A 20736-nucleotide genomic window follows, 5' to 3' on the forward strand; every position below is an offset into this window, starting at 1 on the left:
GGCAGAATCTGCATTTAGGTTAACAGGGGCAGGCATGGGTCGGATGCCAATCCTGCCCATCAAGACCTCCGGTCGAGAAATTCCATGTTTTCAGAAGGTTAATTATCAACGGGCGTTGAAAAACACTGCCTGTAGCCTGCCATGCTGAAGCGAATCACTCAGAAGCCGTGTCTTAAGAGCACCTCATCTTGCAACCGCTCACAGCAATAGCTTGCCAGAGCACTGGATGAGCGGAAGAGTTTGATGGAAGAGTGCGGTGGCCCTTGCTAAAACGCGGCGGACGGGCGCGCTATTATATTTGAGGAAGCCAAGAACGATGCAGCATATCTCAATGCCCTCGATTTTGCTTGGTTGCTTCGCAGCCAGCCTCTTGCTTGCCTCATGCCAGACGGACGAGGGTCTTGGCAGCCCTGCGCAAACAGACCAAAAGCCGACCCTGGTTCAGCAAGCGAAAACCCGGCCCCAGGATACCGCCACGGCGCCCGCTCAATCCAGCTTCTATTCCATGGCGGCTGGCAACGGCCCCATCTCAGTTGGCTACCTTGGCATTCGCCGCAATGATACGGCCGGACGTCAGGCCGATGCCGATTATCGTAACGGCGCCTTGATGGCGGTCAATCTGCGCGGCAATGGCATTGTCACGCTGAACCTGATGGAAGCCTCCAACGGACTGGAGGATGTCGCCAAGGCTGTTCGTAGCCTGCAACAAAAGAACATTGGCGTTCTCCTCACCAGCGCACGCGGCGCGGAACTGGCGGCCATTCGCTCTGCACTTGCGACTCAACCCATCCCTGTCATTGCCTTTGTCGGCAACCATGAAACGGCTGGACTTGGCGAGGAGTTCTACCCATTCCTCTCGTTGCCGAAGGATAGCCTGCTTGAAGCGACCAGTTACGCTGTTGCAGAAGGCGGAAGACGACCTGTGATCCTGGCAACCTCGGCATCCGACAAGACCGAGGCAGAACGGCTCGCTGCCAAAATCAAGGCAATGGGCATTGCAGCACCTCTGGTAATAGATCTCACCGTTGGGCTTAGAAACCCCAAGGCAGTCAAGACTTGGCGCGAGGCTGATCTCGCGGTCATCATGCCTGAGGTGAGAAACCCGGCCAGCGTCATCAAGGCATTGGATACATCGTCAGGGGCAACCACCCACAGGCGCTACGTGGTCAGCATGGCACAAACTGCGAGCGAGCTTGCAGATCCTGTTCTGTCCGGCAGCAATGTTTGCCGATACGACCATAATATCGGCGAACGAATTGGGCAAAAGCATCTTTCAACCTATGGCATGCCAGCCTCTGAGGCCTCCGCTTACGGATACGACGCCATGTCAACGCTGATCGGCATAGCCGATCGATACGGTGGTGCTGGTTTCGCCAAACCCTATCTCACCCAGGAATCCGGTTTCGTGGGCGCAATGGGTCTTTTCCGCTTTAACGGCGACAATACGGTTCAACGCAATTGCGACATCTTCAAAGTGGCCAATGGACGCTTTGTCTTCATCCAGCGCGCGCCTGCAACCTTCTGAAGCGCGTCCTGTACACGTCTTTCCTACCCTTTCGATCCCAGACCGCTAGTTCTTTTCTTCTTCAGCTCGAGCCCCATCCTTCCGCCGGCGCAAGTTTCTGGCCGTCAACGGGCGTCTTTAAATAATATCGTTCAACAATCTTGACGGAATTGTAAAACGGTATAACGCTATGCCCGCCGAAACAAGACGGCCAAGGTCAACCAATAGGCCGTATGCTCCAGAGAGAGGAACAAAAATGGAACAGCAAGCAACCGCTGAACAAAGCGATGGCGCTTCACGCTCACGTCGCGCCGCGCTGATTGCGGCAATCTTCCTGATGGCGACCTCCGCCATTGGACCTGGCTTCATTACCCAGACAGCCACATTCACTACCAAGCTGGGATCGGCCTTTGCCTTCGCAATCCTAGCCTCGATCCTCATCGACTTTGTTGTTCAGTTGAACATATGGCGTATCGTGACGCTGACGCGCATGCGCGCCTCCGATATTGCCAATGCTGCAATTCCGGGGACAGGCTATCTGCTTGCCATTCTGGTGATTGTTGGCGGGCTTTTCTTTAACATCGGGAATATTGGCGGGGCGGGGCTTGGCCTGAACGCGCTGCTGGGCCTTGATGCCAAATGGGGCGGCGCCCTCAGCGCCCTGATTGCCATTGGCATTTTCAGTTCCAAGCGCGCGGGCATAGCGATTGACCGTGCCATTATCGGCGCCGGGATATTGATGATCGTGCTGACGCTCTATGTGGCGATTGTCTCGAAGCCCCCGGTCGGGGAAGCCATCTTCCAGACCTTCCTTCCCTCCACGATAGATTTTGCCACGATCACCACCATTGTTGGCGGCACAGTGGGCGGTTACATCACCTATTCCGGCGCACACCGCCTGCTCGACAAGGGGCAGACAGGCATTGAAAACCTCGGCGCAGTCAATCGCGCGGCATTGTCCGGCATCGCTGTGACGGGCCTCATGCGCTACGTGCTGTTCCTCGCGATCCTCGGCGTGGTTGCTGCAGGCGTGACGATCGATGTTTCGGGCAAGGGTGCCAATCCCGCCGCGCAGGCATTTCAGGCCGCCGCTGGCGATGTAGGCATGCGCATCTTCGGTGCAGTGCTCTGGTTCGCTGCCATCACATCGGTCATCGGCGCGGCCTATACCTCTGTCTCCTTCATAACCGTCTTCAAGAAGGACATCAGCGATCGTAGTCGCGATATCGCGACCATCATCTTCATCGCGGTTTCCCTCTTCTTCTATGTCATCATCACAACGCCGCCCGCACAGATGCTCGTTTTCGTCGGCGGCTTGAACGGGCTGATCCTTCCCATCGGCCTTTCAATCTTCATCTATGCGGCCTGGGCGCGCTCCGATCTCATGGGTGGTTATCGCTACCCCAGATGGCTGCTTGTGCTGGGTGCGCTAGCTTGCGTGCTGACCTGGTACATGGGCTACAAATCTATCGGCCCAATCTTTGCGCTGCTCGGCTGAGAAGGAAAACTGACATGAGTGCGATCGATCTGAACAGCGATCTTGGCGAAAGTTATGGCGCCTGGAAGATGGGAGACGATGCAGCCATGCTGGCCATCGTTTCCAGCGCCAACATTGCCTGTGGCTTCCACGCGGGAGATCCGCTCGGTATTCGCAAAACGGTGGAAGCTGCAGCCAATTGCGGCGTTGCGATTGGCGCTCATGTCTCCTATCCGGATCGTGTCGGCTTTGGCCGACGCGATATGGATCTGACGCCCGCCGAACTTGCCGCCGACGTGATCTACCAGATCGGTGCGCTGCAAGGTTTGGCAACTGCGGCAGGCACCAGAGTAACTTACGTGAAGCCCCATGGCGCACTCTACAACCGCATTGCAAACGATCCGAAGCAGGGCCAGGCCGTCATCGACGGCATAAAGGCGGTGGATGCAAACCTCATCCTTATGGGTTTGGCGGGAGCGCCCATTCTGGAACAGGCAAGGGCGTCCGGGCTGAATGTGGTTGCGGAGGCCTTTGCGGACCGTGCCTATACGCCTGCAGGCCATCTCGTCTCACGCCGCGAAGCCGGTGCTGTGCTGCACGACACGAACCTCATTGGTCAACGCATGTTGCGCCTTGCAAGAGAGGGCACCTTGGAGGCAATCGATGGCTCCGTCATCCGGATCGATGCGCAATCGATCTGCGTCCATGGCGACAGCCCTGGCGCTGTTGCCATTGCGCAAGCCGTGCGGAAAACGCTGGAAGCCGATGGCATAGACGTTCGTGCTTTCCTTCGTCCGTGAAGGAGCAATCCATGATCTCGCACGAGCAATTCAGCCACGTGGATACAACGCCAGCCAGCCAGGCACGAGAGCGCTACCGGGCAGGGCTCATTGAACCCACGGCAGGCGTGGCGCGCGGTTTCACGCAGGCCAACATGATCGTGTTGCCGCGCGACTGGGCCTTCGATTTCCTGCTCTACGCCCAGCGCAATCCGAAAGCCTGTCCGGTGCTTGATGTTTCGGACGCCGGCTCCCATACCACTGCGCTGGCAAAGGGTGCCGATCTTCGCCGCGACGTGCCGCTCTACCGCATATGGCGCGACGGCAGGCTGGCGGAAGAAACACCGGATGCCTCATCCGCCTGGGCGGAGCATCCGGATCTCGTGAGTTTTCTCATCGGTTGCAGCTTTACGTTCGAAACGCCCATGTCCGAGGCGGGCATCGACATTCGCCACATCACGGATGGCTCGAATGTTCCGATGTACCTGACCAATAAACCATGCCGACCCGCTGGCAGGCTGCATGGCAACATGGTTGTTTCCATGCGCCCCATCCCGGCCGACCGCGTTGCCGATGCGGCGACAATATCGGGCCGCTTTCCGTCCGTGCACGGCTCGCCAGTCCATGTCGGCGCACCGGAAGCAATCGGCATAGCCGACCTTTCCAAACCGGATTTCGGCGATGCGGTGCGCATCGAACCGGGCGAAGTTCCGGTGTTCTGGGCCTGTGGCGTTACTCCGCAGGCGGCGGTCATGGCCTCAGGCGTGCCCTTCGCCATCACGCATGCACCGGGCCACATGTTCATCACCGATATTCCCGATTCCGCCTATCACGTGTGAGGACCCATGCGCTTTTTGCCCGTCAGCCTCACCACGATATTGGTAGAGCTAAACAACCTCGAGGAAACACTGTCCCTCTTCGCCTCTTTGGAGGCCGAGCCCATTGAAGGCATTCAGGATATGGTGCCAGCAGCCCGCACCATCATGATACGCTTCCAGCCTGAGGCGGTCACAGCGCAGGAACTGGTGAACCAGATTGCCCGGCGGGATATCTCACGCCCGACCGAGGTCGATGCGAAACTGGTAGAAATTCCCGTCCGCTACGATGGCGAAGATCTGGCAGATGTCGCCGAGCTGACAGGGCTTGCAATCGACGAAGTCGTCCGGCGTCATACACAAAGCACGTTCACCGTCGCTTTCTGCGGTTTCGCACCGGGCTTTGGCTATCTTGTGGGCGGAGATCCGGCGCTGCATGTCCCCCGCCGCAAAAGCCCCCGAACGCGCATTCCTGCCGGTTCCGTAGCGCTTGCCGGGGAGTTTTCGGGCGTCTACCCGCAAAACAGTCCGGGTGGCTGGCAGATCATCGGCACCACGCCGCTGAAGATGTGGGATATGGCAAGAACACCCCCCGCTCTCTTCCAGCCGGGTTATCGGGTTCGCTTCGTGGATATGGCAACCCAAACCACATCCGCACAAAAAGGCCTTGCGTCCGCTGCCAAAGGGGAACAGCCGCGCCCACCGCGCATAGAGGCGGGTTTCGAGGTTCTCGAAGCGCCCGTGCCGGCCCTGTTCCAGGATCTTGGCCGCTTTGGCCAAACCGGTCAGGGCGTATCTGCATCAGGTGCACTCGATCAGGGTGCCTTCAAGTCGGCAAACCGCATTCTTGGCAATCCGGTCTCATGTCCGGCCCTCGAAATTGCCATGGGTGGCCTCGTCTTGAAAGCGCATTCGAGCGCCATTATCGCTCTGACCGGCGCACCCTGCCCTATAGAAATCGAGACTTCATCCGGCGCCCTCATCAAGGCGGAAACCTATCAGCCGCTTCGGGTAGAATCTGGCGATCTGGTCCGGATTGGTTTCACCGCAAGAGGGGCCCGCAGTTACCTTGCCGTTCGCGGCGGCTTCAAGGTCGAACCTGTGCTCGGGAGTGCGGCCACCGATACCTTGGCAGTCGTTGGACCGGAGCCTTTGGTGGCGGGTGCGTGGCTATCGGTTGGCGCTGCGGAAACCAGGCTGAAACCTGTCTCGTTGAATGAACTCCCGGCCTTCGTCCATCCCGACAGGGAGGAAGAAGTCGTGCTGGACGTGGTGATGGGACCGCGCAGCGATTGGTTCACAGATCGTGGTCTCGCCACTCTGACAAGCCAGAGTTGGACGGTAACGCCGCAATCAAACCGCGTTGGCCTTCGCCTGCACGGCGATGTACCACTGGAGCGCATAGATGCCCGTGAATTGCCAAGCGAAGGGACTGCAACAGGTGCCATTCAGGTGCCACATAGCGGCCAACCCGTTCTCTTTCTGGCTGATCATCCGTTGACCGGCGGCTATCCGGTCATCGCAACCATTGCCGAATATCATCTCGATCTTGCCGGACAGCTTCCGGTCAATGCCAAGATCCGTTTTCGCCCCATAACACAATTTGCGCAGCTTGAACCCGCCGGACGCTGAGGCCGCAGAGCGCATGCCAAAGAGGGAACCCATGAAAAAAGTGCTCATTGCCAATCGTGGCGAAATCGCCGTCCGCATTATCCGCGCCTGCCGCGATTACGGCGTTCAGTCGGTGGCGGTCTATGCAGACCCCGACGCGGATGCACTCTTCGTTTCACTGGCGGATGAAGCCTATTCTCTCAACGGTGCTCGCCCCGCCGAGACCTATCTGCATATTGAAAAGCTGATCGAGGTGGCCAGACGCTCGGGCGCAGATGCGGTTCACCCCGGCTACGGGTTCCTGTCGGAACGCGCCGAATTCGCCAAGGCCGTGCAGGATGCGGGCCTGATCTGGATCGGCCCGGAGCCGAAGGTCATTGAGGCGCTTGGCGATAAGGTCGAGGCACGACGCATCGCCCAATCGGTTGGGGCACCCTTGGTTGCTGGCAGCGACGGCCCCGTGTCCAACGCGAGCGAGGTGCTGGAATTTGCCAAGACGCATGGTTTGCCTGTCGCAATCAAAGCGGCGCATGGCGGCGGCGGCCGCGGCCTGAAGGTCGCCTGGAAGATGGAGGAAGTGGCCGAACTTTATGACTCAGCGGTTCGGGAAGCCGAGGCGGCCTTCGGTCGCGGAGAGTGCTTCCTGGAGCGCTTTCTGGATCGGCCGCGCCATATCGAAGCACAGGTGATCGCCGATCAGCACGGCAATGTTCTGGTGCTGGGCACTCGCGATTGCTCCCTTCAGCGTCGCAATCAGAAACTGGTTGAAGAAGCTCCTGCCCCCTTTCTGACAGAGGAGCAGCGGCAGTCCATACATGAGGCCGCGCGCAAAATATGCGCCGCCGCCGGTTATTCCGGGGCTGGCACGGTCGAATTTCTGCTCGGCATCGATGGCACCATCTCGTTCCTGGAAGTCAACACCAGGCTTCAGGTGGAACACCCGGTCACGGAAGAAACAACGAGCATCGATCTCGTCATCGAACAATTGCGCATTGCAGATGGTGAGAGGTTGACGATGACGGAGACGCCGGAACCTCGTGGCCACTCCATCGAGTTTCGCATTAATGCGGAAGATCCGGCGCTTGGTTTCCTGCCAACCCCTGGCAGAATTACCCGTTTCGATGCGCCCTCCGGCCCCGGTATTCGGCTCGATACTGGTGTCACCACCGGCTCGACGGTTCCGGGAACCTTCGATTCCCTCACCGCGAAACTCATCGTCACCGGCGCCACGCGTGAGCAGGCCATCGCTCGGGCACGTCGTGCCTTGAAGGAGTTCGTGATCGAAGGCGTGGCAACGGTTCTACCTTTCCAGCGTGCCGTTCTGGAAGAGGCAGACTTTCTCGGAACCGAGGGCTTCAAGGTCCACACCCGTTGGATCGAAACGGATTTCGCCGGCACGCTGGAGCAGGCGGGCCGTCCTGCCCCTGTGCAGGATGACGGTCTCATCCGAACCGCTGTCGAAATCGACGGCAAGCGGCATATACTGGGTATCCCGGCACTCTTGCTTAGCGGTTTCCAGAACGGCCTGACAACAGAACCGGCCAATGCATCGGTCAGCAGGACGGATGCCGCAGCCATCACCGCTCCCATTTCCGGGACACTCCAGAGCTTCAAGATCGAAGATGGTGCCGAGGTTCATGAGGGCGATCTGATCGCGGTTATGGAAGCGATGAAAATGGAAACGCAGATACTCGCCAAGCGATCCGGCCGCGTGACACTCAAGGCCGAAGTCGGAGCTTATCTCCAAAGCGGGACGGAAATTGCGCGCTTTGCGGATGAGTCTGCCTGAAACTCGACCGGCGGATTTTACGCCGCCGGTCCGCTTTCTTTTGTGAAACTGAGCCTTTTGTGTACCCCTGTCACCCCATTCGCTCGGAAGCATAGCTTCCGGGGCTTGGCGGGAAGACGATGGTACGGTTGCCGTTGATAAAGGTACGGTGGTGGATATGCGCGTGGATGGCGCGCGCCAGCACCTGCGCTTCCACATCGCGTCCCAACGACACGTAATCATCCGGCGACTGGGCATGCGTGATGCGTACCGTGTCCTGCTCGATAATCGGACCTTCATCCAGGTCTGCGGTCACGTAATGCGCTGTCGCGCCAATCAGCTTCACGCCGCGCTGATAGGCCTGCTTATAGGGGTTCGCTCCCTTGAAGCTCGGCAAGAACGAGTGGTGGATGTTGATGATCTTCCCAGACATTTTCTTGCAAAGGTCGTCGGAGAGAACCTGCATGTAACGCGCGAGCACCACGAGCTCCGTGCCCGTCTGCTCCACCAGATCCAAAAGCTGAGCCTCGGCCTTTGGCTTGTTTTCCTTGGTCACCTTGATGTGATGGAAGGGAATATCATGGTTCACCACCACCTTCTGATAGTCGAAATGGTTGGAAACCACACCGACAATATCGATCGGAAGCGCGCCGATTTTCCACCGATAGAGCAAGTCGTTCAGGCAATGGCCGAAACGGGAAACCATCAGCAGCACCTTCATCCGCTCGGCGGAATCATGGATATCCGCTTGCATGGAAAAGCTTGCCGTAATGGGCTTCAACCCTTCAAGCAGCTCTGCGCGCGTTACGCCCTGCTCCGAGATAAAGGAAACGCGCATGAAGAACCGGCCCGTGTCGAAATCGTCGAACTGCGATGAGTCGACGATATTGCAACCCTGCTCCGCAAGGTAACCCGAAAGTGCGGCAACGATTCCGCGGGCAGTAGGACAGGTTACGGTGAGGACGTAATTCATCTCGCAATTCCTTCAGACGTAAAGTCAGCTGTGAAACACCTTACGGGTGCTCACCCGCCTTTTGGCGCGCATGCATCCGCTTGTCGAGGGCGTGAAAGGAATATGTGGAAGAAACAGTGGAATAGCCCCTGGCTTCCTTCTGCGCTTTCCGTATTGATTGCCCCTGCCCTACGAACCGAATGCTATTCGGCAAACGGTTGAAGCCATATCCAGATATCGGCAAGCCAGAGCGCAATCACGTCAGTTTAGGTCCGACTGCTACAAATACAGAAGGCTGGTCGCAGTGCGGCCAGCCTTCCATTCATTTATTCCGTGCCTGAACGGTTCAGGTGCGAACCTTCGTCGGAACATCGACGCTTGCCTTGATGGCGTTGGAGTACGGGCAAATGCCGTGCGTAATGTCCACCAGCTTCTGCGCTTCTGCTTCATCCATGCCGGGCAGATAAACCTCCAGTTCCGCCGTAATGCCGAAGCCGCCTTCCGAGCGCGGGCCGATGCCAATGGTGGCGTTGACGGTGGAACCGTCCGGAACCTTCGTCTTCAACTGCTGTGCGCCGACGCGAAGAGCACCGAGATAGCAGGCGGAATAACCGAGCGCGAAAAGCTTTTCCGGGTTGGCACCGTCGCCACCCGGACCGCCCAATTCCTTGGGAACGACCAGCTGCAGCTCCAGAGTGCCATCAGCCAGAGAGGTTTTTCCGTCGCGTCCGCCGCCGGACGCCGTTGCACTGGTCTTGTACTTTGCATCGACAGACATAGGTCTTCTCCTCAGGTTAGGCGGAAACTTTTATGTTCCGCAATTTGATTGTGCACAATCTATGCGGCCACAGCCCCGCTGTCAATGTCTTGCAATTGATTTGTGCGCAATATATCTTTGGCACATGACAAACGCCGATGATATTCAACTTCCCGAAGGTCTCGATGAGATGCTGTGTTTTGCCGTTTACAAGGCAGAACAGGCATTCAACCGGGTGTATCGGGTTGCGTTGGAACCCTTGGGCCTGACCTATCCCCAATTCCTCACCATGCGCCTTCTCTGGCGTGAAGGGAGCCTTTCCGTTGGAGAGATTTCAGACAGGCTAGGACTTGATTCCGGCACGATCACGCCGCTCATCAAGCGACTTAATGCGATGGGGCTTGTGAAAAAGACGAGGCGCGCCGACGATGAGCGCCGAGTCGATATATCGCTCACCGAGCAAGGCCGTGCGCTGGAGGCCAAGTCAGCCCCCGCCATGCAATGTGTTGCCAAGGCTCTTGGCATGGATCGCGACGCAGCCCAGCACACACTCTCCACCATCAATCAGCTGACGAGTAATCTCGCATCTTCGACCGTGCTGACACAGTCCAGCAGCGAAGACTGATGAAGGCGAAAATGTGACAATTTTACACTTGTTTTGCCCATAATATATGAACTAGAGACTCCAGTTATCTGCTGAATGAGCCGCAACGGCTCCTGGATTTTCTGGAGGTTCTGATGAAAACGGGCGCGATCACACCGAGACGGACATACAAATCGCACAGGCTTATCCTGCTCGTCGCGTCCACGTTTCTGGTTCAGACGGCAACGGCCACTGAGGCTCAGGAAGCTGAGCGAACCACGGTTCTGCCGCAGGTTCTGGTACAGGGTTCGACCTATCAGACCGACACCACAGACAGCTATACGACCGACCTGATCAGCGTTGGCGACAAGGATACGCGTTCGCCGCGGGAAATACCCCAATCAACCACAGTTCTGACTCGCGAGCGCTTGAAGGACGGGAACTTCACCTCACTCGACACTGCCCTGAAGAAAACACCCGGCGTCGTGGTTCTCACCAATGATGACGGTCGCTCAAGCCTGTATTCGCGTGGCTTCGAATTCGATTCCCTTTATCTCAATGGCCTTCCGACGCCGCTTTCCAGCATTAATGGCACACAGCCTGATATGGCGATTGTCGACCACGTCGAAATTCTCCGTGGCCCTTCCGGCCTGTTTGGCGGTACCGGCGAGCCGGCAGGTGCGATTAACATGCGGTTGAAGCAGGCCTCGGATGAATACCGGGCAAGCGTGGATACGCTGTATGGCTCCTTCGACAACAAGCGGATCGAGGGCGACATAACCGGCCCCTTGACCGAAAGCGGCGAGGTGCGCGGGCGACTGGTGGGTGCGCTCTCCGCAAAAGATGGCTTTGTAGACGGCACCTGGAACAAGGTGGGCCTGTTTTACGGCACGATTCAGGCCGATCTCACGGACAATACAACGGCAACAGTCTCCATCAGCCACACAGCACGCCATATCAAGCCGTTCAACGGGCTTCCAACCCTGGCCAACGGCACACTGCTGAACCTGGACCGATCCACCTTTACTGGCGCGGACTGGAACCGTTTCGACAATACGGTGACAAACTATCTGACGGAAGTTGAGCACCGTTTTGAGGATGGTGGCCATGCCAAGATATCTGCACTTTACTCCAAAGTGGATGTGGATGCGCTTTACGCCTATGCGGCAGGACCGGCCAATGCTGCAGGCATAGTGCCCAACGGCACCGCATGGCTCGGTCGCAACTACACCGAAGATTCCTATGCCATAGATGCACATGTCAGCCGCCCGTTCGAACTGATGGGACTGGAAAACAACATTATCGCGGGCGTGGATCTGCGCGGCAGCGATAGCACGCTTTATTCTCCGCGAGGCACGATCGCAGGCGCTCAGAACCTCAACAACTGGAACACGGCCGTGCGCCGGCCAAATGTGAACTGGGGTCCTGCGACCAAGACCGAAAGTGACCAGTTCGGCCTCTACGGCCAGTGGCGCATCAAGCCCGTTGATCAACTGACCCTCATCGGGGGTGGCCGATTCAGCTGGTACGACGCCAGAAGCGGCAACAGCAAAATCAGCGAGGACGGCGAATTTACGCCCTATGCCGGTATCATCTACGACCTGACTAACTGGCTCTCCGCCTATGGCAGCTATACAGAAATCTTCCAGCCACAGAACGTGACGGATGCGAACGGACAGATTCTCGATCCACGCTCCGGTCGCCAATACGAGGTGGGTCTGAAGGCGGAAGTTTTCGACGATGCCAACGCAACGCTTGCCTACTTCAACCTGCAAGACAAGAACCGCGCCGTTGCCGACCCGAGCAATACCGGCTTCTCTATCGCCAATGGCGAAGCCAATCTGCAGGGCGTAGAGATGGAACTGTCGGGTACGATCCTGGACCGCTGGGAGGCGACCGCCGCCTACACCTACACCGATACATCCTACCGAAACACAAACCGTGCAGCAGGTTCCGAGTTCTATACTCCAGAGCACATGGTGCAGCTCTGGACGAAATACACGTTCGATGACCGCTTCCCCGCCCTCGACGGCTTCTTCATAGGCGGTGGCGTAAAGGTCTTCAGTTCGTTCAAGAATGTGGCACGCACCGCTGCGGGTGGCGCGACAAGCATTGAGGCGCCCGGTTATGCGGTGGTGGACCTGCAGGCTGGCTACCGGTTCAATGAGCACGTCACCGCAAGCCTGACGGTCAACAACGTGCTGGACAAGACCTATTACGAGCGGGTCGGCGGCACATCCGTGTTCAATTTCTATGGGGAGCCCAGAACCGTGATGCTTCGAGTAGGCACAACGTTCTGATTACCTGCAAGAACGGGGCGGGAGGCTGCCAAAGCGGCCTCCTCCTCCAGCCCACCTCGAAGGTCGCGGCGCGCTTTAGCTGCCATAGGCGAACAGATCGCCGGGATTCCAGACGGATAGAACGCCAACGATGCTGAAGATGACGGACAGCGCCACGAGAACGAGGAGAAGCCCGAAAATACCTTTTCTCACCGTCGTTTCCTTGTCGATGACTTTATTGAATAGGCAGAGGGGCTGATGCGCGTTGAACCCGCCCCATCCGGCATGGTGACAATCTAGAGGGTCAGCCAGCCGCATTCAACCCGGCTTATAAAAGGAAAACATCGACAAGCACATATCGAAACCACCGCCCCGCCTGGATGGCGGGACGGGAAACCCTGTTCCGCTGAGAGTCACCTCAGAACGGAGACTCTGGGAAGTAGTAGTTCTTGGCATTGTCCTTGGTGATGAGCGTCGCATCCAGCGTGTAGGTTCCATGAACAGGAACCTGATCGTAGATGGCAGCAGCCGTCAGTTCCATGGCTGTTCCAACCATTGAAGGCGGATAAAGAACATTGACCGGCACCATTTTATCCCCATCCATGACCTTCTTGATCATGTCTTTGGAACCGGCGCCGCCGATGATGTACTTGATATCTGTTCGCTTGGCCTCCGCGATAGCTTCGAGAACGCCCACGGCCATATCGTCATCCTGGCACCAGACCACGTCGATTTTCGGGTACTTCGTCAGATAATCCTGCATGACACGGAAGGCATCGTCACGGTTCCAGTTGCCGAACTGGCGGTCCAGAACCTTGACGTTCGATCCTGCAATACCCTTGTCGAACCCGTCCTGGCGCTGCTGGTCGATCGGGATAGGAAGACCGCGGATGACCACGACCTGCGCATCCGGAGTATTGGCCTTGATATATTGCCCCGCAACTTCACCCAGCGCCGGATTATTGCCCGCCACGTAGAGATCACGAACAGAATTATCATTGCTGGAGGGAGCACGATCCACGATGGAAACGAAGGTGCCCTTCCTCTTCACTTCCTTGATCGCGTTGACCAGTGGATCCGGATCGGTCGGCAGGATCACCAGCGCGTCTATGCCCTGAACTTCAAGATCCTGCAGAGCATTGGCCTGGCTTGCAGGATCAGGTGAGGTCTTCACCACAACCTTCAGCCCGGGATGCTCCTTCATCAACAGATCCGCCACGCGGTTGGCGTGGTAGACGACGCCTGCCGTCCAGCCATGATCGGCCGCCGGAATGGATACGCCGATTGTCTTGGTCTCTTGTGCCAGAGCTTGCACAGCCCCCAGCAGTCCCGCCATGGCTATGGCGAGCCCAATTGCCTTTTTCATGTCATCCTCCCAATGATGCGAAAGGTCTTGATGTCACCTGTGCCGGACGACCCTCAGGCCCGGCAGGTCAGCTTCTGCGCGCCAGTGACCGCTGGACGAGCATTGCAACGATGATGATCGTGCCTTGGATGGCGCCGATCAGATATTCGGAGATGAAGTTGGAAAGCAGCATGATATTGCCGACGAGTTCGAGAATGAAAGCACCGCAGATGGTGCCCCAAACCCTGCCCGCACCGCCCTTCAGTGCTGTTCCACCAACCACGACAGCGGTAATGGCCTGAAGCTCCCACAGAATGCCTGTTGTGGCTGAGGTGGAACCGAGGCGCGGCACATACAGAAGAACGGCGATTGCAACGCAAAGGCCCTGGATAACGAAAGCCATCATGCGCACGCGATCGACGCCAATGCCGGAATATCGGGCAACCTCGCGATTTGAGCCGACAGCCGTTACATGGCGCCCATATCGGGTGCGATAAAGAATGAATGCAGCGACCAATGTCACGGCCAGGATGACCAGGATTGGAACCGGCACCCCCAGAACGGACCCGAAATAAACTGGTCGATAAAGCGCCTGCTGCTCCGCCGACTTCACCGTGATAGCGCCGCCCTGCGATAGCCAGGTTGTCAGTCCACGATAGATCCCCATCGTCCCGAGCGTTGCGATAAACGGCTCAATCCGGCCGATTGTCGTGATCAATCCATTGGCAAGACCGCACAACGAACCGACGATCAGAGTCAATGCCACCGCAGCGGCCAACATCAATGACGGATCGGCAATTGCACCAGAGTTCATGAACAGGATCATCAGGCTGGCAACAAAGGCCACCATGGAGCCAACCGACAGATCAAGGTCTCCCGCCGAGATCACAAATGTTGCGCCCACTGCAATGATTGCAATGAAGGCCGATCGCGTCGCCACATTCGAAAGGTTGGTTATGCTAATGAAGTTCGGATTGACCAACGCACCGATGATGAGCAACAAGGCAAGCGCCGCGAAAGGTGCCACCGCGCGCAGGTCTATTTCTCGCCAGCTCCTCTGCCGTCTCGCCTGTGGACTGAACTCGGTTCCCACCGTCATGATCCCCTCTTCCCTGCTCCCGACTGCTTCTTTTTTGCTCTATGCGCGAGCCGCAAGCGGTTCGTCTGCGGCTTTGCTCAATCCGGCGGCATAACGCATGATGACCTGCTCGTTCACATCCTCGCCTTCCAACATGCCGGCGATCCGCCCCTCGCGCATGACCGCGACACGCGTACACAGGCCGATAATCTCCGTCATCTCGGATGAGACCACGATGATCGAGCGACCTTCACGCGCCAGTGCCGCGATGAAGTGATAAATCTGCTGCTTCGTCCCGACGTCGATGCCGCGCGTCGGCTCATCGATAATGATGATGCCGGGCTCCAGCTCCATGATCTTCGCCAGCAAAAGCTTCTGCTGATTGCCACCCGACATTCGCCCTGCCCGAACATTTTCATCGCGGACGCGGATGTCGAAACGGCGCCTGGCGCGGTCAACCGCCTGGGCCTCGCTGCGTGTATCCAGATAGCCGTTGCGCACATGCCGCTCGATGGATTGCAGGGTGAGGTTCACGGCCATACCCTCGCCAAGCAGAAGACCGCAGCCTTTTCGATCCTTGGTCATGTAGGCCAAGCCTTCCCGGGCTGCCCCGCGGAAGTCAGAGGAGGCGATGGACCGCCCCCGAATCCTGACGTCGCCTGCCAGCCGTGGCCTCAAACCCGCCACCGCCTCCATAAGCTCCGTCCGACCCGAACCGATCAGGCCCGAGAAGCCCAGAACTTCACCCCGTCGCAGGTCGAAGCTTGCGTCCCGCACATAGCCGGTCGTAAGCCGTTCAACGGACAGAACCACCTCTTCATCGACATTCGGTTCATGCTTTGCAGGATAAAGTGTCGAAAGCTCACGCCCCACCATCAACTGCGCAATGGCCTCCCCGTCGAGAACACTGGTCGGCGCGGTCTTAACCCATTGCCCGTCCCGCAACACGGTCACCCGATCCGTCAGCTCCATTACTTCATCCAGCTTATGAGAAACGAATACGAAGCTCGTGCCCTGCGCACGCAACCGCCGAACCTGGCCAAACAGAATGTCGGTTTCCTGCCGGGAAAGAACAGCCGTGGGCTCATCCATGAAAATCACGCGCGCGTCGCGGGATATCGCCTTGGCAATCTCCACCATCTGCTTTTCTGCCACGGTCAAGGAGCTGATCAGCGCATCCTCGTGAATCGACGTTCCAAGCTGATCAAGGATCAACCGGGTCTGCCGCTTCATCGAGCGCTTGTCCAAAACGCCGAAGCGCGTAATCTCGCGGCCCAGAAACAGGCTCTCGCTGACAGTCAAATGATCGGCAAGATTGAATTCCTGATGGATCAGCACGACCCCCAAGGCTTCCGCCGCACCATTGGCTGGCATTGTGACGGGGTCACCGTCGAGCAAAATTCGTCCAGACGTAGGCTGCTCAAACCCTGAGAGGATTTTGACGAGCGTGGACTTTCCCGCTCCGTTCTCACCCATCAGGGCATGCACTTCCCCTCGACGGACGTCAAAGTCCACACTGAAGAGAACCTGAACTTCCCCGAATGACTTGGAAACGCGCTCAGCCGCAAGAACAGGCGCTTTCGCACCTTCCGGAACCCCGCTCATATTACCCTCCCGGCGGCTCCTCAACCGCCTTATATGAGCCATGTGTAAACCTTTACATTCGTTATGTAAAGGTTTACATCGCCTCTATACAGTTTTCCATCATCCTGGTTCCGCCAATCGAAACTTGCGCTATAAGTGCCGGGGTGAGGGTCGAAACGATGGAAAACACCGAGCGATGACAAATCCGGCGACAATCGAAGATGTGGCGCGTCTGGCTGAAGTCTCCATCGCAACCGTGAGTCGCGCAATCCATTATCCCGAAAAGGTTGCGAAATCGACGCGACAGCGGGTGAACCAGGCGATTGCCATCACAGGATATACAACCAACGCCATGGCGCGATCGTTGCGCATGGGCCGGTCAAACATGATCCTCGTGCTTGCACCGGACATTAGCGATCCCAACTTTTCATCGATCTTGATTGGCCTCGAAAATGAGGCACGTGCCAACGGCTACGGCGTCCTCATTGGCCATACGCAAAACGACGCGGAGCGAGCACTAGAATATCTGAAGTTCGTGAGTTCAGGCCAGGCGGCAGGTCTCGTGCTTTTTACAGGTCATCAGCCCTTTGGGCATGAGGCATCAGTCGAGCGGCTCCCTCCCGCCGTCGCGGTATTCGAACCTGTCTTCAACAGCAGCATATCCTTTGTCGGTGTGGATGATCAGGCCGGAGGCCGAAAGGCAGCAGAGCATCTTTTGGCTGCAGGTCATCGCCATATCGCCTTCATCGGAGACAGCAAAACACGCCTCGCCTATCAAAGGCGCCGTCAAGGCTATGAGGCAGCCATGGACGCCGCCCGCATTCCGCCTCAGCAGCGCACCGTCCTTGCGGGCGACGGAAGCATTGAAAGCGGCCGTCTCTGCGTCGAGCAGCTCTTCATGAGGGATACCTTGCCAACTGCATTCATGTGCGTGAACGACGCAACAGCCATTGGCGTGCTGAACGGCTTGACGGCGCGCGGCTATGACATTCCGCGAGAGTTCTCGGTGATCGGTTTCGACGATATCCCCCAAGCAACCTATGTCAAACCCGCATTGACCACGATTCGCCAGCCGCGCAGCACCATCGGCAAAAAGGCTATTTCGCTACTGCTCACCAGCCTTGAAGACAGCCAGACACCGCCGCAAGAGGTGCTTATCCTGCCAGACCTCATCGTTCGCGGATCCGTTTCCTGACCTCAGCGGGAGCCGCGGAAAGAACCCTCGTTCATTTCGGCTGGATCATAATGAACCGGGATCTCCTTTTCGGGCGCCTTCTGGCCGGGCGGGATCTTGTGGGCCGTCCCGTCTTCCGATCCCGTAACAGCCGTTGGCTTTGCGCTTGCTACACCGGAGGCATGTGGATCCGCCTGCGAGGGCGCGAACTGCCCCTTGGCATCGGCTTCAACCTTGTTCTTCGCATCTGACATCGGTTTTCTTTCCTGTTTCCTATCAAACACACGGAAGAGAACAAGGTTCCCAAACCCCTTCGATGTGAGGGGCAACTATTCAACATCTACGAAGTTAGCCGAGCCGTTGCCACATCAAGGAGATTGGAATGTCGCAGACAATCGACGCTCGCCAACTGGTCGTCACGGGGCTCAAAAATGCCCATGCCATGGAAAAGCAGGCTCTTTCAATCATGCGTCCACAACTGTCACGCATCGAAAACTATCCAGCGGTGGCGACGCGGCTGGAACAGCACATACAGGAAACCGAGGGGCAAATAGGTCGGATCGAGGAAATTCTCACCAGCCTCGCTGAAGATCATTCGACCTTGAAGGACATAGGCCTGTCCCTCTCAGGCTCCATGGCAGCCTTGGGACACACCATGGCCGGTGACGAGATCCTGAAAGACAGCTTTGCCAATTTCGCATTCGAGAACTTTGAAATCGCCGCCTACACCTCTCTGATTACACTGGCGGAGCATGGCGGATTTTCCGGCCTGATCTCTCCTCTGAAAGCCAATCTGGATGAAGAACTGGCCATGGCACAGTGGATCGAGGACAACCTCGCCAGCGTTACGCTTGAATACGCATCACGCCGAGAAAGCGGCCAACCGGCCAAGATCTGATCCGCAAATCGTTCCACCCAGAGGGACGGGGTCAGCGCTTGCCGCTGCCCTCGTCTATCCCCTCACGGTACACAATCATCGGGCCATAACCGCCATGGCCGGATATATCCTCTCTTCCCGCATGCAAATCAAACACCCCTGCGCCACGGCCGCCATCGAGGAACAGCGCATTATCGCAGCGGAGTGTGTCACGGAAAACCGTGGCGAAATCGAAGAAATTGACTGCGTCATCACTGACCAGAAAGCTGATCTTGCCATGCTCGCAGATCCCGACCCTACTGCGCCGACGCCTATCTGATGAGCCGGGAATAAACAGGGGATTGACCGCCCCCTTCGTAACGAGCATGGGCCCGGACTGGGTGGCGAATAGCACGTCAGGCTTTTGGGCGGCGAACTGATCCGTGGGAAGAATTCCACCGCCTCCGCTACTCAAATAGAAGACGCCGTTTGGCTGCTTGTAGAAATTGGGAACCGCCCCGCCGCTTCCTTCGATCCGCCGGGTATTCAACGGCTGGAGCAACTTGCCCTTCTCGACATAGAGCCCGACCGGCGTATAGCTGTCATCATACATACCCGCATTCAGCGCGAAGATGAGTTGCTGGCCACGACTGGCCAGATCGTCCCGCAATCGGGCAAAGCTTTTAAAACTATGTCCCTCCCGGTCCTGCCAGGCCATGGTGAGGTTCTCGTCCGCAAGCGAGATCCTGCAATGTGTGAAGCGACTTTCCATAACGACGAGGGGGTGGCACACCCGATGCGCTTGCTCAATGCCCTCGGACGATGAAGCATTCACCCTCAACGGCAGCGCAATTAACAGGCCGAGGAGGCAAGAAAGCCAGAAGTGGTTAGGTCTCACACAATGTCCTCGTTATGATGGTTCTGTTGAGATCGCGGCTTGAGACAAAGCCCGTTTCACCAGTTCCCTATGGTCCGATACTGGCCTGTGACGCCTATAAGCCTGGCACCGAAAACCTCCGACACTTGATCTCGATCACAACAGCAATGGCGGCAAAGTCTACCATTGCCTGAGACGAAATGGATCGGGAAGAGACTATGGCAAGGCTTGCGAGTGGCATAGTGGTCGGCGCGGTTGTTCTGATCGCGGCAGGTGCCGCTTGGTATGGTTGGACAAGTTTTCACAAAGACCCCTTGCCCGCCGGGCTAAGCGCCACCAATGGCCGGCTTGAGGCGACCGAAATTGATATTGCGACGAAATCCGCCGGTCGATTGGCGGAGGTTGTCGTACGTGAGGGAGACCTCGTGCGGCCAGGGCAAGTGCTCGCCCGCATGGATATATCCCAGCTCGAAGCCAACAAGCGCCTTGCGGAAGCGGAGTTGCGACGGGCAGAGATTTCAGTGCAGACGGCGCGTAGCATTGTCTCTCAACGGGAGGCGGAGCGCAAATCGGCCGCTGCTGTCATCGAACAGCGGCGAGTTCAGCTGGATTCGGCGGTCAAAACCAATGCCCGCTCACAGCAGCTTTTGAAAAACAGTACGGTTTCGCAGCAGGTTGCGGATGATACCGAGGCTGCGGAGCAGGCTGCGCGCGCAACACTTGCCTCAGCCGAAGCGTCGCTCGCCGCAGCCGATGCCGGAATCACTGCCGCGCAGGCACAGGTCGTGGACGCCGAGGCGGCCGTCGATGCGGCGCGGGCCAGGGTGCAAAGCGTCGAAACAGAGATCGACGACAGCACATTGGTCGCGCCACGGGAAGGACGCATACAATATCTGGTGGCCGAGCCGGGCGAGGTACTCTCAGCGGGCGGCCGGGTCCTCAACCTGGTGGACCTCAGCAATGTTTACATGACTTTCTTCCTGCCAACCTCAGAAGCTGGCAGAACCCGGATCGGGACGGATGTTCGCATTGTGCTCGACGCGGCACCGCAGCTTACCATTCCCGCCAAGGTTTCCTTCGTTGCGGATGTCGCCCAGTTTACCCCTAAAACGGTCGAGACCGAGGAGGAAAGGCAAAAGCTCACCTTCCGAATCCGGGCTCAGATCCCGCAGGACCTTCTTCGCAAATATGTCGACTACGTCAAAACCGGCGTGCCAGGCATGGCCTATGTCAAGCTGGACCCACAGGCTCAATGGCCTGAAGCTCTGGAACGCAATCTCGTGAAGTGATGCCTCAC

18 protein-coding genes are annotated in these 20736 nt (G+C 57.7%); 11 read left to right on the top strand and 7 right to left on the bottom strand.

Annotated features, from left to right (window positions below; genetic code table 11):
• Window positions 1-331: 331 nt before the first annotated feature.
• From ACFSE1_RS07785 to ACFSE1_RS07810, 6 genes are all read left to right on the top strand, one after another.
• On the top strand, window positions 332-1525 hold the full coding sequence (locus ACFSE1_RS07785; protein ID WP_377398875.1) for a type 1 periplasmic-binding domain-containing protein: 1194 nt from the start codon (window positions 332-334) through the stop codon (window positions 1523-1525).
• Between the two features lie 235 nt (window positions 1526-1760).
• Window positions 1761-3002, top strand: a complete 1242-nt coding sequence (locus ACFSE1_RS07790) for an NRAMP family divalent metal transporter (protein ID WP_377398877.1) — start codon at window positions 1761-1763, stop codon at window positions 3000-3002.
• Window positions 3003-3016: 14 nt separating this feature from the next.
• The gene (locus tag ACFSE1_RS07795; protein WP_377398880.1) at window positions 3017-3781 is read left to right on the top strand and encodes a LamB/YcsF family protein; all 765 of its coding nucleotides are present in this window, start codon (window positions 3017-3019) and stop codon (window positions 3779-3781) included.
• A gap of 11 nt (window positions 3782-3792) precedes the next feature.
• Complete coding sequence (locus ACFSE1_RS07800) at window positions 3793-4599, top strand: putative hydro-lyase (RefSeq protein WP_377398883.1); 807 nt, start codon at window positions 3793-3795, stop codon at window positions 4597-4599.
• Between the two features lie 6 nt (window positions 4600-4605).
• A complete protein-coding gene (locus ACFSE1_RS07805) occupies window positions 4606-6207 on the top strand; it encodes a 5-oxoprolinase subunit B/C family protein (protein ID WP_377398886.1) in 1602 nt (533 codons plus the stop codon).
• 31 nt (window positions 6208-6238) lie between these two features.
• Window positions 6239-7975 (top strand): acetyl/propionyl/methylcrotonyl-CoA carboxylase subunit alpha, encoded by a 1737-nt coding sequence (locus tag ACFSE1_RS07810; protein WP_377398889.1) that lies wholly within the window; start codon window positions 6239-6241, stop codon window positions 7973-7975.
• Between the two features lie 70 nt (window positions 7976-8045).
• On the opposite strand, the gene purU is transcribed toward ACFSE1_RS07810, so the two are convergent.
• Together purU and ACFSE1_RS07820 are read right to left on the bottom strand one after the other, a co-directional pair.
• Window positions 8046-8927 (bottom strand): formyltetrahydrofolate deformylase, encoded by an 882-nt coding sequence (gene purU, locus ACFSE1_RS07815; protein WP_377398892.1) that lies wholly within the window; start codon window positions 8925-8927, stop codon window positions 8046-8048.
• 325 nt (window positions 8928-9252) lie between these two features.
• Window positions 9253-9684 (bottom strand): organic hydroperoxide resistance protein, encoded by a 432-nt coding sequence (locus tag ACFSE1_RS07820; protein WP_377398895.1) that lies wholly within the window; start codon window positions 9682-9684, stop codon window positions 9253-9255.
• A gap of 124 nt (window positions 9685-9808) precedes the next feature.
• On the opposite strand from ACFSE1_RS07820, the gene ACFSE1_RS07825 reads away from it, so the two are divergent.
• Window positions 9809-10288 carry a MarR family winged helix-turn-helix transcriptional regulator gene (locus ACFSE1_RS07825; RefSeq protein WP_377398899.1) on the top strand — a complete coding sequence of 160 codons (480 nt, stop codon included), beginning with the start codon at window positions 9809-9811 and terminating at the stop codon, window positions 10286-10288.
• A 113-nt stretch (window positions 10289-10401) separates the two neighbouring features.
• Complete coding sequence (locus tag ACFSE1_RS07830) at window positions 10402-12546, top strand: TonB-dependent siderophore receptor (protein ID WP_377398902.1); 2145 nt, start codon at window positions 10402-10404, stop codon at window positions 12544-12546.
• Window positions 12547-12943: 397 nt separating this feature from the next.
• Here ACFSE1_RS07830 and ACFSE1_RS07835 read toward each other — a convergent pair whose 3' ends face one another.
• The 3 genes from ACFSE1_RS07835 to ACFSE1_RS07845 form a co-directional block, all read right to left on the bottom strand.
• The gene (locus ACFSE1_RS07835; RefSeq protein WP_377398905.1) at window positions 12944-13891 is read right to left on the bottom strand and encodes a substrate-binding domain-containing protein; all 948 of its coding nucleotides are present in this window, start codon (window positions 13889-13891) and stop codon (window positions 12944-12946) included.
• Between the two features lie 67 nt (window positions 13892-13958).
• Complete coding sequence (locus ACFSE1_RS07840; RefSeq protein ID WP_377398908.1) at window positions 13959-14969, bottom strand: ABC transporter permease; 1011 nt, start codon at window positions 14967-14969, stop codon at window positions 13959-13961.
• A 39-nt stretch (window positions 14970-15008) separates the two neighbouring features.
• Complete coding sequence (locus ACFSE1_RS07845; RefSeq protein WP_377398911.1) at window positions 15009-16553, bottom strand: sugar ABC transporter ATP-binding protein; 1545 nt, start codon at window positions 16551-16553, stop codon at window positions 15009-15011.
• Window positions 16554-16728: 175 nt separating this feature from the next.
• Here ACFSE1_RS07845 and ACFSE1_RS07850 point away from each other — a divergent pair, with 175 nt between their 5' ends.
• A complete protein-coding gene (locus ACFSE1_RS07850) occupies window positions 16729-17727 on the top strand; it encodes a LacI family DNA-binding transcriptional regulator (protein ID WP_377398914.1) in 999 nt (332 codons plus the stop codon).
• A gap of 2 nt (window positions 17728-17729) precedes the next feature.
• On the opposite strand, the gene ACFSE1_RS07855 is transcribed toward ACFSE1_RS07850, so the two are convergent.
• A complete protein-coding gene (locus ACFSE1_RS07855; RefSeq protein ID WP_377398917.1) occupies window positions 17730-17960 on the bottom strand; it encodes a hypothetical protein in 231 nt (76 codons plus the stop codon).
• Between the two features lie 128 nt (window positions 17961-18088).
• On the opposite strand from ACFSE1_RS07855, the gene ACFSE1_RS07860 reads away from it, so the two are divergent.
• Window positions 18089-18604, top strand: coding sequence for a ferritin-like domain-containing protein (locus ACFSE1_RS07860; RefSeq protein ID WP_377398920.1), 516 nt, complete (start codon window positions 18089-18091; stop codon window positions 18602-18604).
• Window positions 18605-18635: 31 nt separating this feature from the next.
• Here ACFSE1_RS07860 and ACFSE1_RS07865 read toward each other — a convergent pair whose 3' ends face one another.
• Window positions 18636-19280 carry a phosphodiester glycosidase family protein gene (locus ACFSE1_RS07865; protein WP_377398923.1) on the bottom strand — a complete coding sequence of 215 codons (645 nt, stop codon included), beginning with the start codon at window positions 19278-19280 and terminating at the stop codon, window positions 18636-18638.
• 377 nt (window positions 19281-19657) lie between these two features.
• On the opposite strand from ACFSE1_RS07865, the gene ACFSE1_RS07870 reads away from it, so the two are divergent.
• Complete coding sequence (locus ACFSE1_RS07870; RefSeq protein ID WP_377398926.1) at window positions 19658-20728, top strand: HlyD family secretion protein; 1071 nt, start codon at window positions 19658-19660, stop codon at window positions 20726-20728.
• Window positions 20729-20736: the final 8 nt, after the last annotated feature.

Source organism: Affinirhizobium helianthi (genome assembly GCF_042680945.1).
Taxonomy (GTDB): domain Bacteria; phylum Pseudomonadota; class Alphaproteobacteria; order Rhizobiales; family Rhizobiaceae; genus Neorhizobium; species Neorhizobium helianthi.

Coding starts and splice junctions, on each gene's coding strand:
- ACFSE1_RS07785 (WP_377398875.1), top strand. CDS start 332: ATGCCCTCGATTTTGCTTGGTTGCTTCGCAGCCAGCCTCTTGCTTGCC.
- ACFSE1_RS07790 (WP_377398877.1), top strand. CDS start 1,761: ATGGAACAGCAAGCAACCGCTGAACAAAGCGATGGCGCTTCACGCTCA.
- ACFSE1_RS07795 (WP_377398880.1), top strand. CDS start 3,017: ATGAGTGCGATCGATCTGAACAGCGATCTTGGCGAAAGTTATGGCGCC.
- ACFSE1_RS07800 (WP_377398883.1), top strand. CDS start 3,793: ATGATCTCGCACGAGCAATTCAGCCACGTGGATACAACGCCAGCCAGC.
- ACFSE1_RS07805 (WP_377398886.1), top strand. CDS start 4,606: ATGCGCTTTTTGCCCGTCAGCCTCACCACGATATTGGTAGAGCTAAAC.
- ACFSE1_RS07810 (WP_377398889.1), top strand. CDS start 6,239: ATGAAAAAAGTGCTCATTGCCAATCGTGGCGAAATCGCCGTCCGCATT.
- purU (WP_377398892.1), bottom strand. CDS start 8,927: ATGAATTACGTCCTCACCGTAACCTGTCCTACTGCCCGCGGAATCGTT.
- ACFSE1_RS07820 (WP_377398895.1), bottom strand. CDS start 9,684: ATGTCTGTCGATGCAAAGTACAAGACCAGTGCAACGGCGTCCGGCGGC.
- ACFSE1_RS07825 (WP_377398899.1), top strand. CDS start 9,809: ATGACAAACGCCGATGATATTCAACTTCCCGAAGGTCTCGATGAGATG.
- ACFSE1_RS07830 (WP_377398902.1), top strand. CDS start 10,402: ATGAAAACGGGCGCGATCACACCGAGACGGACATACAAATCGCACAGG.
- ACFSE1_RS07835 (WP_377398905.1), bottom strand. CDS start 13,891: ATGAAAAAGGCAATTGGGCTCGCCATAGCCATGGCGGGACTGCTGGGG.
- ACFSE1_RS07840 (WP_377398908.1), bottom strand. CDS start 14,969: ATGACGGTGGGAACCGAGTTCAGTCCACAGGCGAGACGGCAGAGGAGC.
- ACFSE1_RS07845 (WP_377398911.1), bottom strand. CDS start 16,553: ATGAGCGGGGTTCCGGAAGGTGCGAAAGCGCCTGTTCTTGCGGCTGAG.
- ACFSE1_RS07850 (WP_377398914.1), top strand. CDS start 16,729: ATGACAAATCCGGCGACAATCGAAGATGTGGCGCGTCTGGCTGAAGTC.
- ACFSE1_RS07855 (WP_377398917.1), bottom strand. CDS start 17,960: ATGTCAGATGCGAAGAACAAGGTTGAAGCCGATGCCAAGGGGCAGTTC.
- ACFSE1_RS07860 (WP_377398920.1), top strand. CDS start 18,089: ATGTCGCAGACAATCGACGCTCGCCAACTGGTCGTCACGGGGCTCAAA.
- ACFSE1_RS07865 (WP_377398923.1), bottom strand. CDS start 19,280: ATGGCCTGGCAGGACCGGGAGGGACATAGTTTTAAAAGCTTTGCCCGA.
- ACFSE1_RS07870 (WP_377398926.1), top strand. CDS start 19,658: ATGGCAAGGCTTGCGAGTGGCATAGTGGTCGGCGCGGTTGTTCTGATC.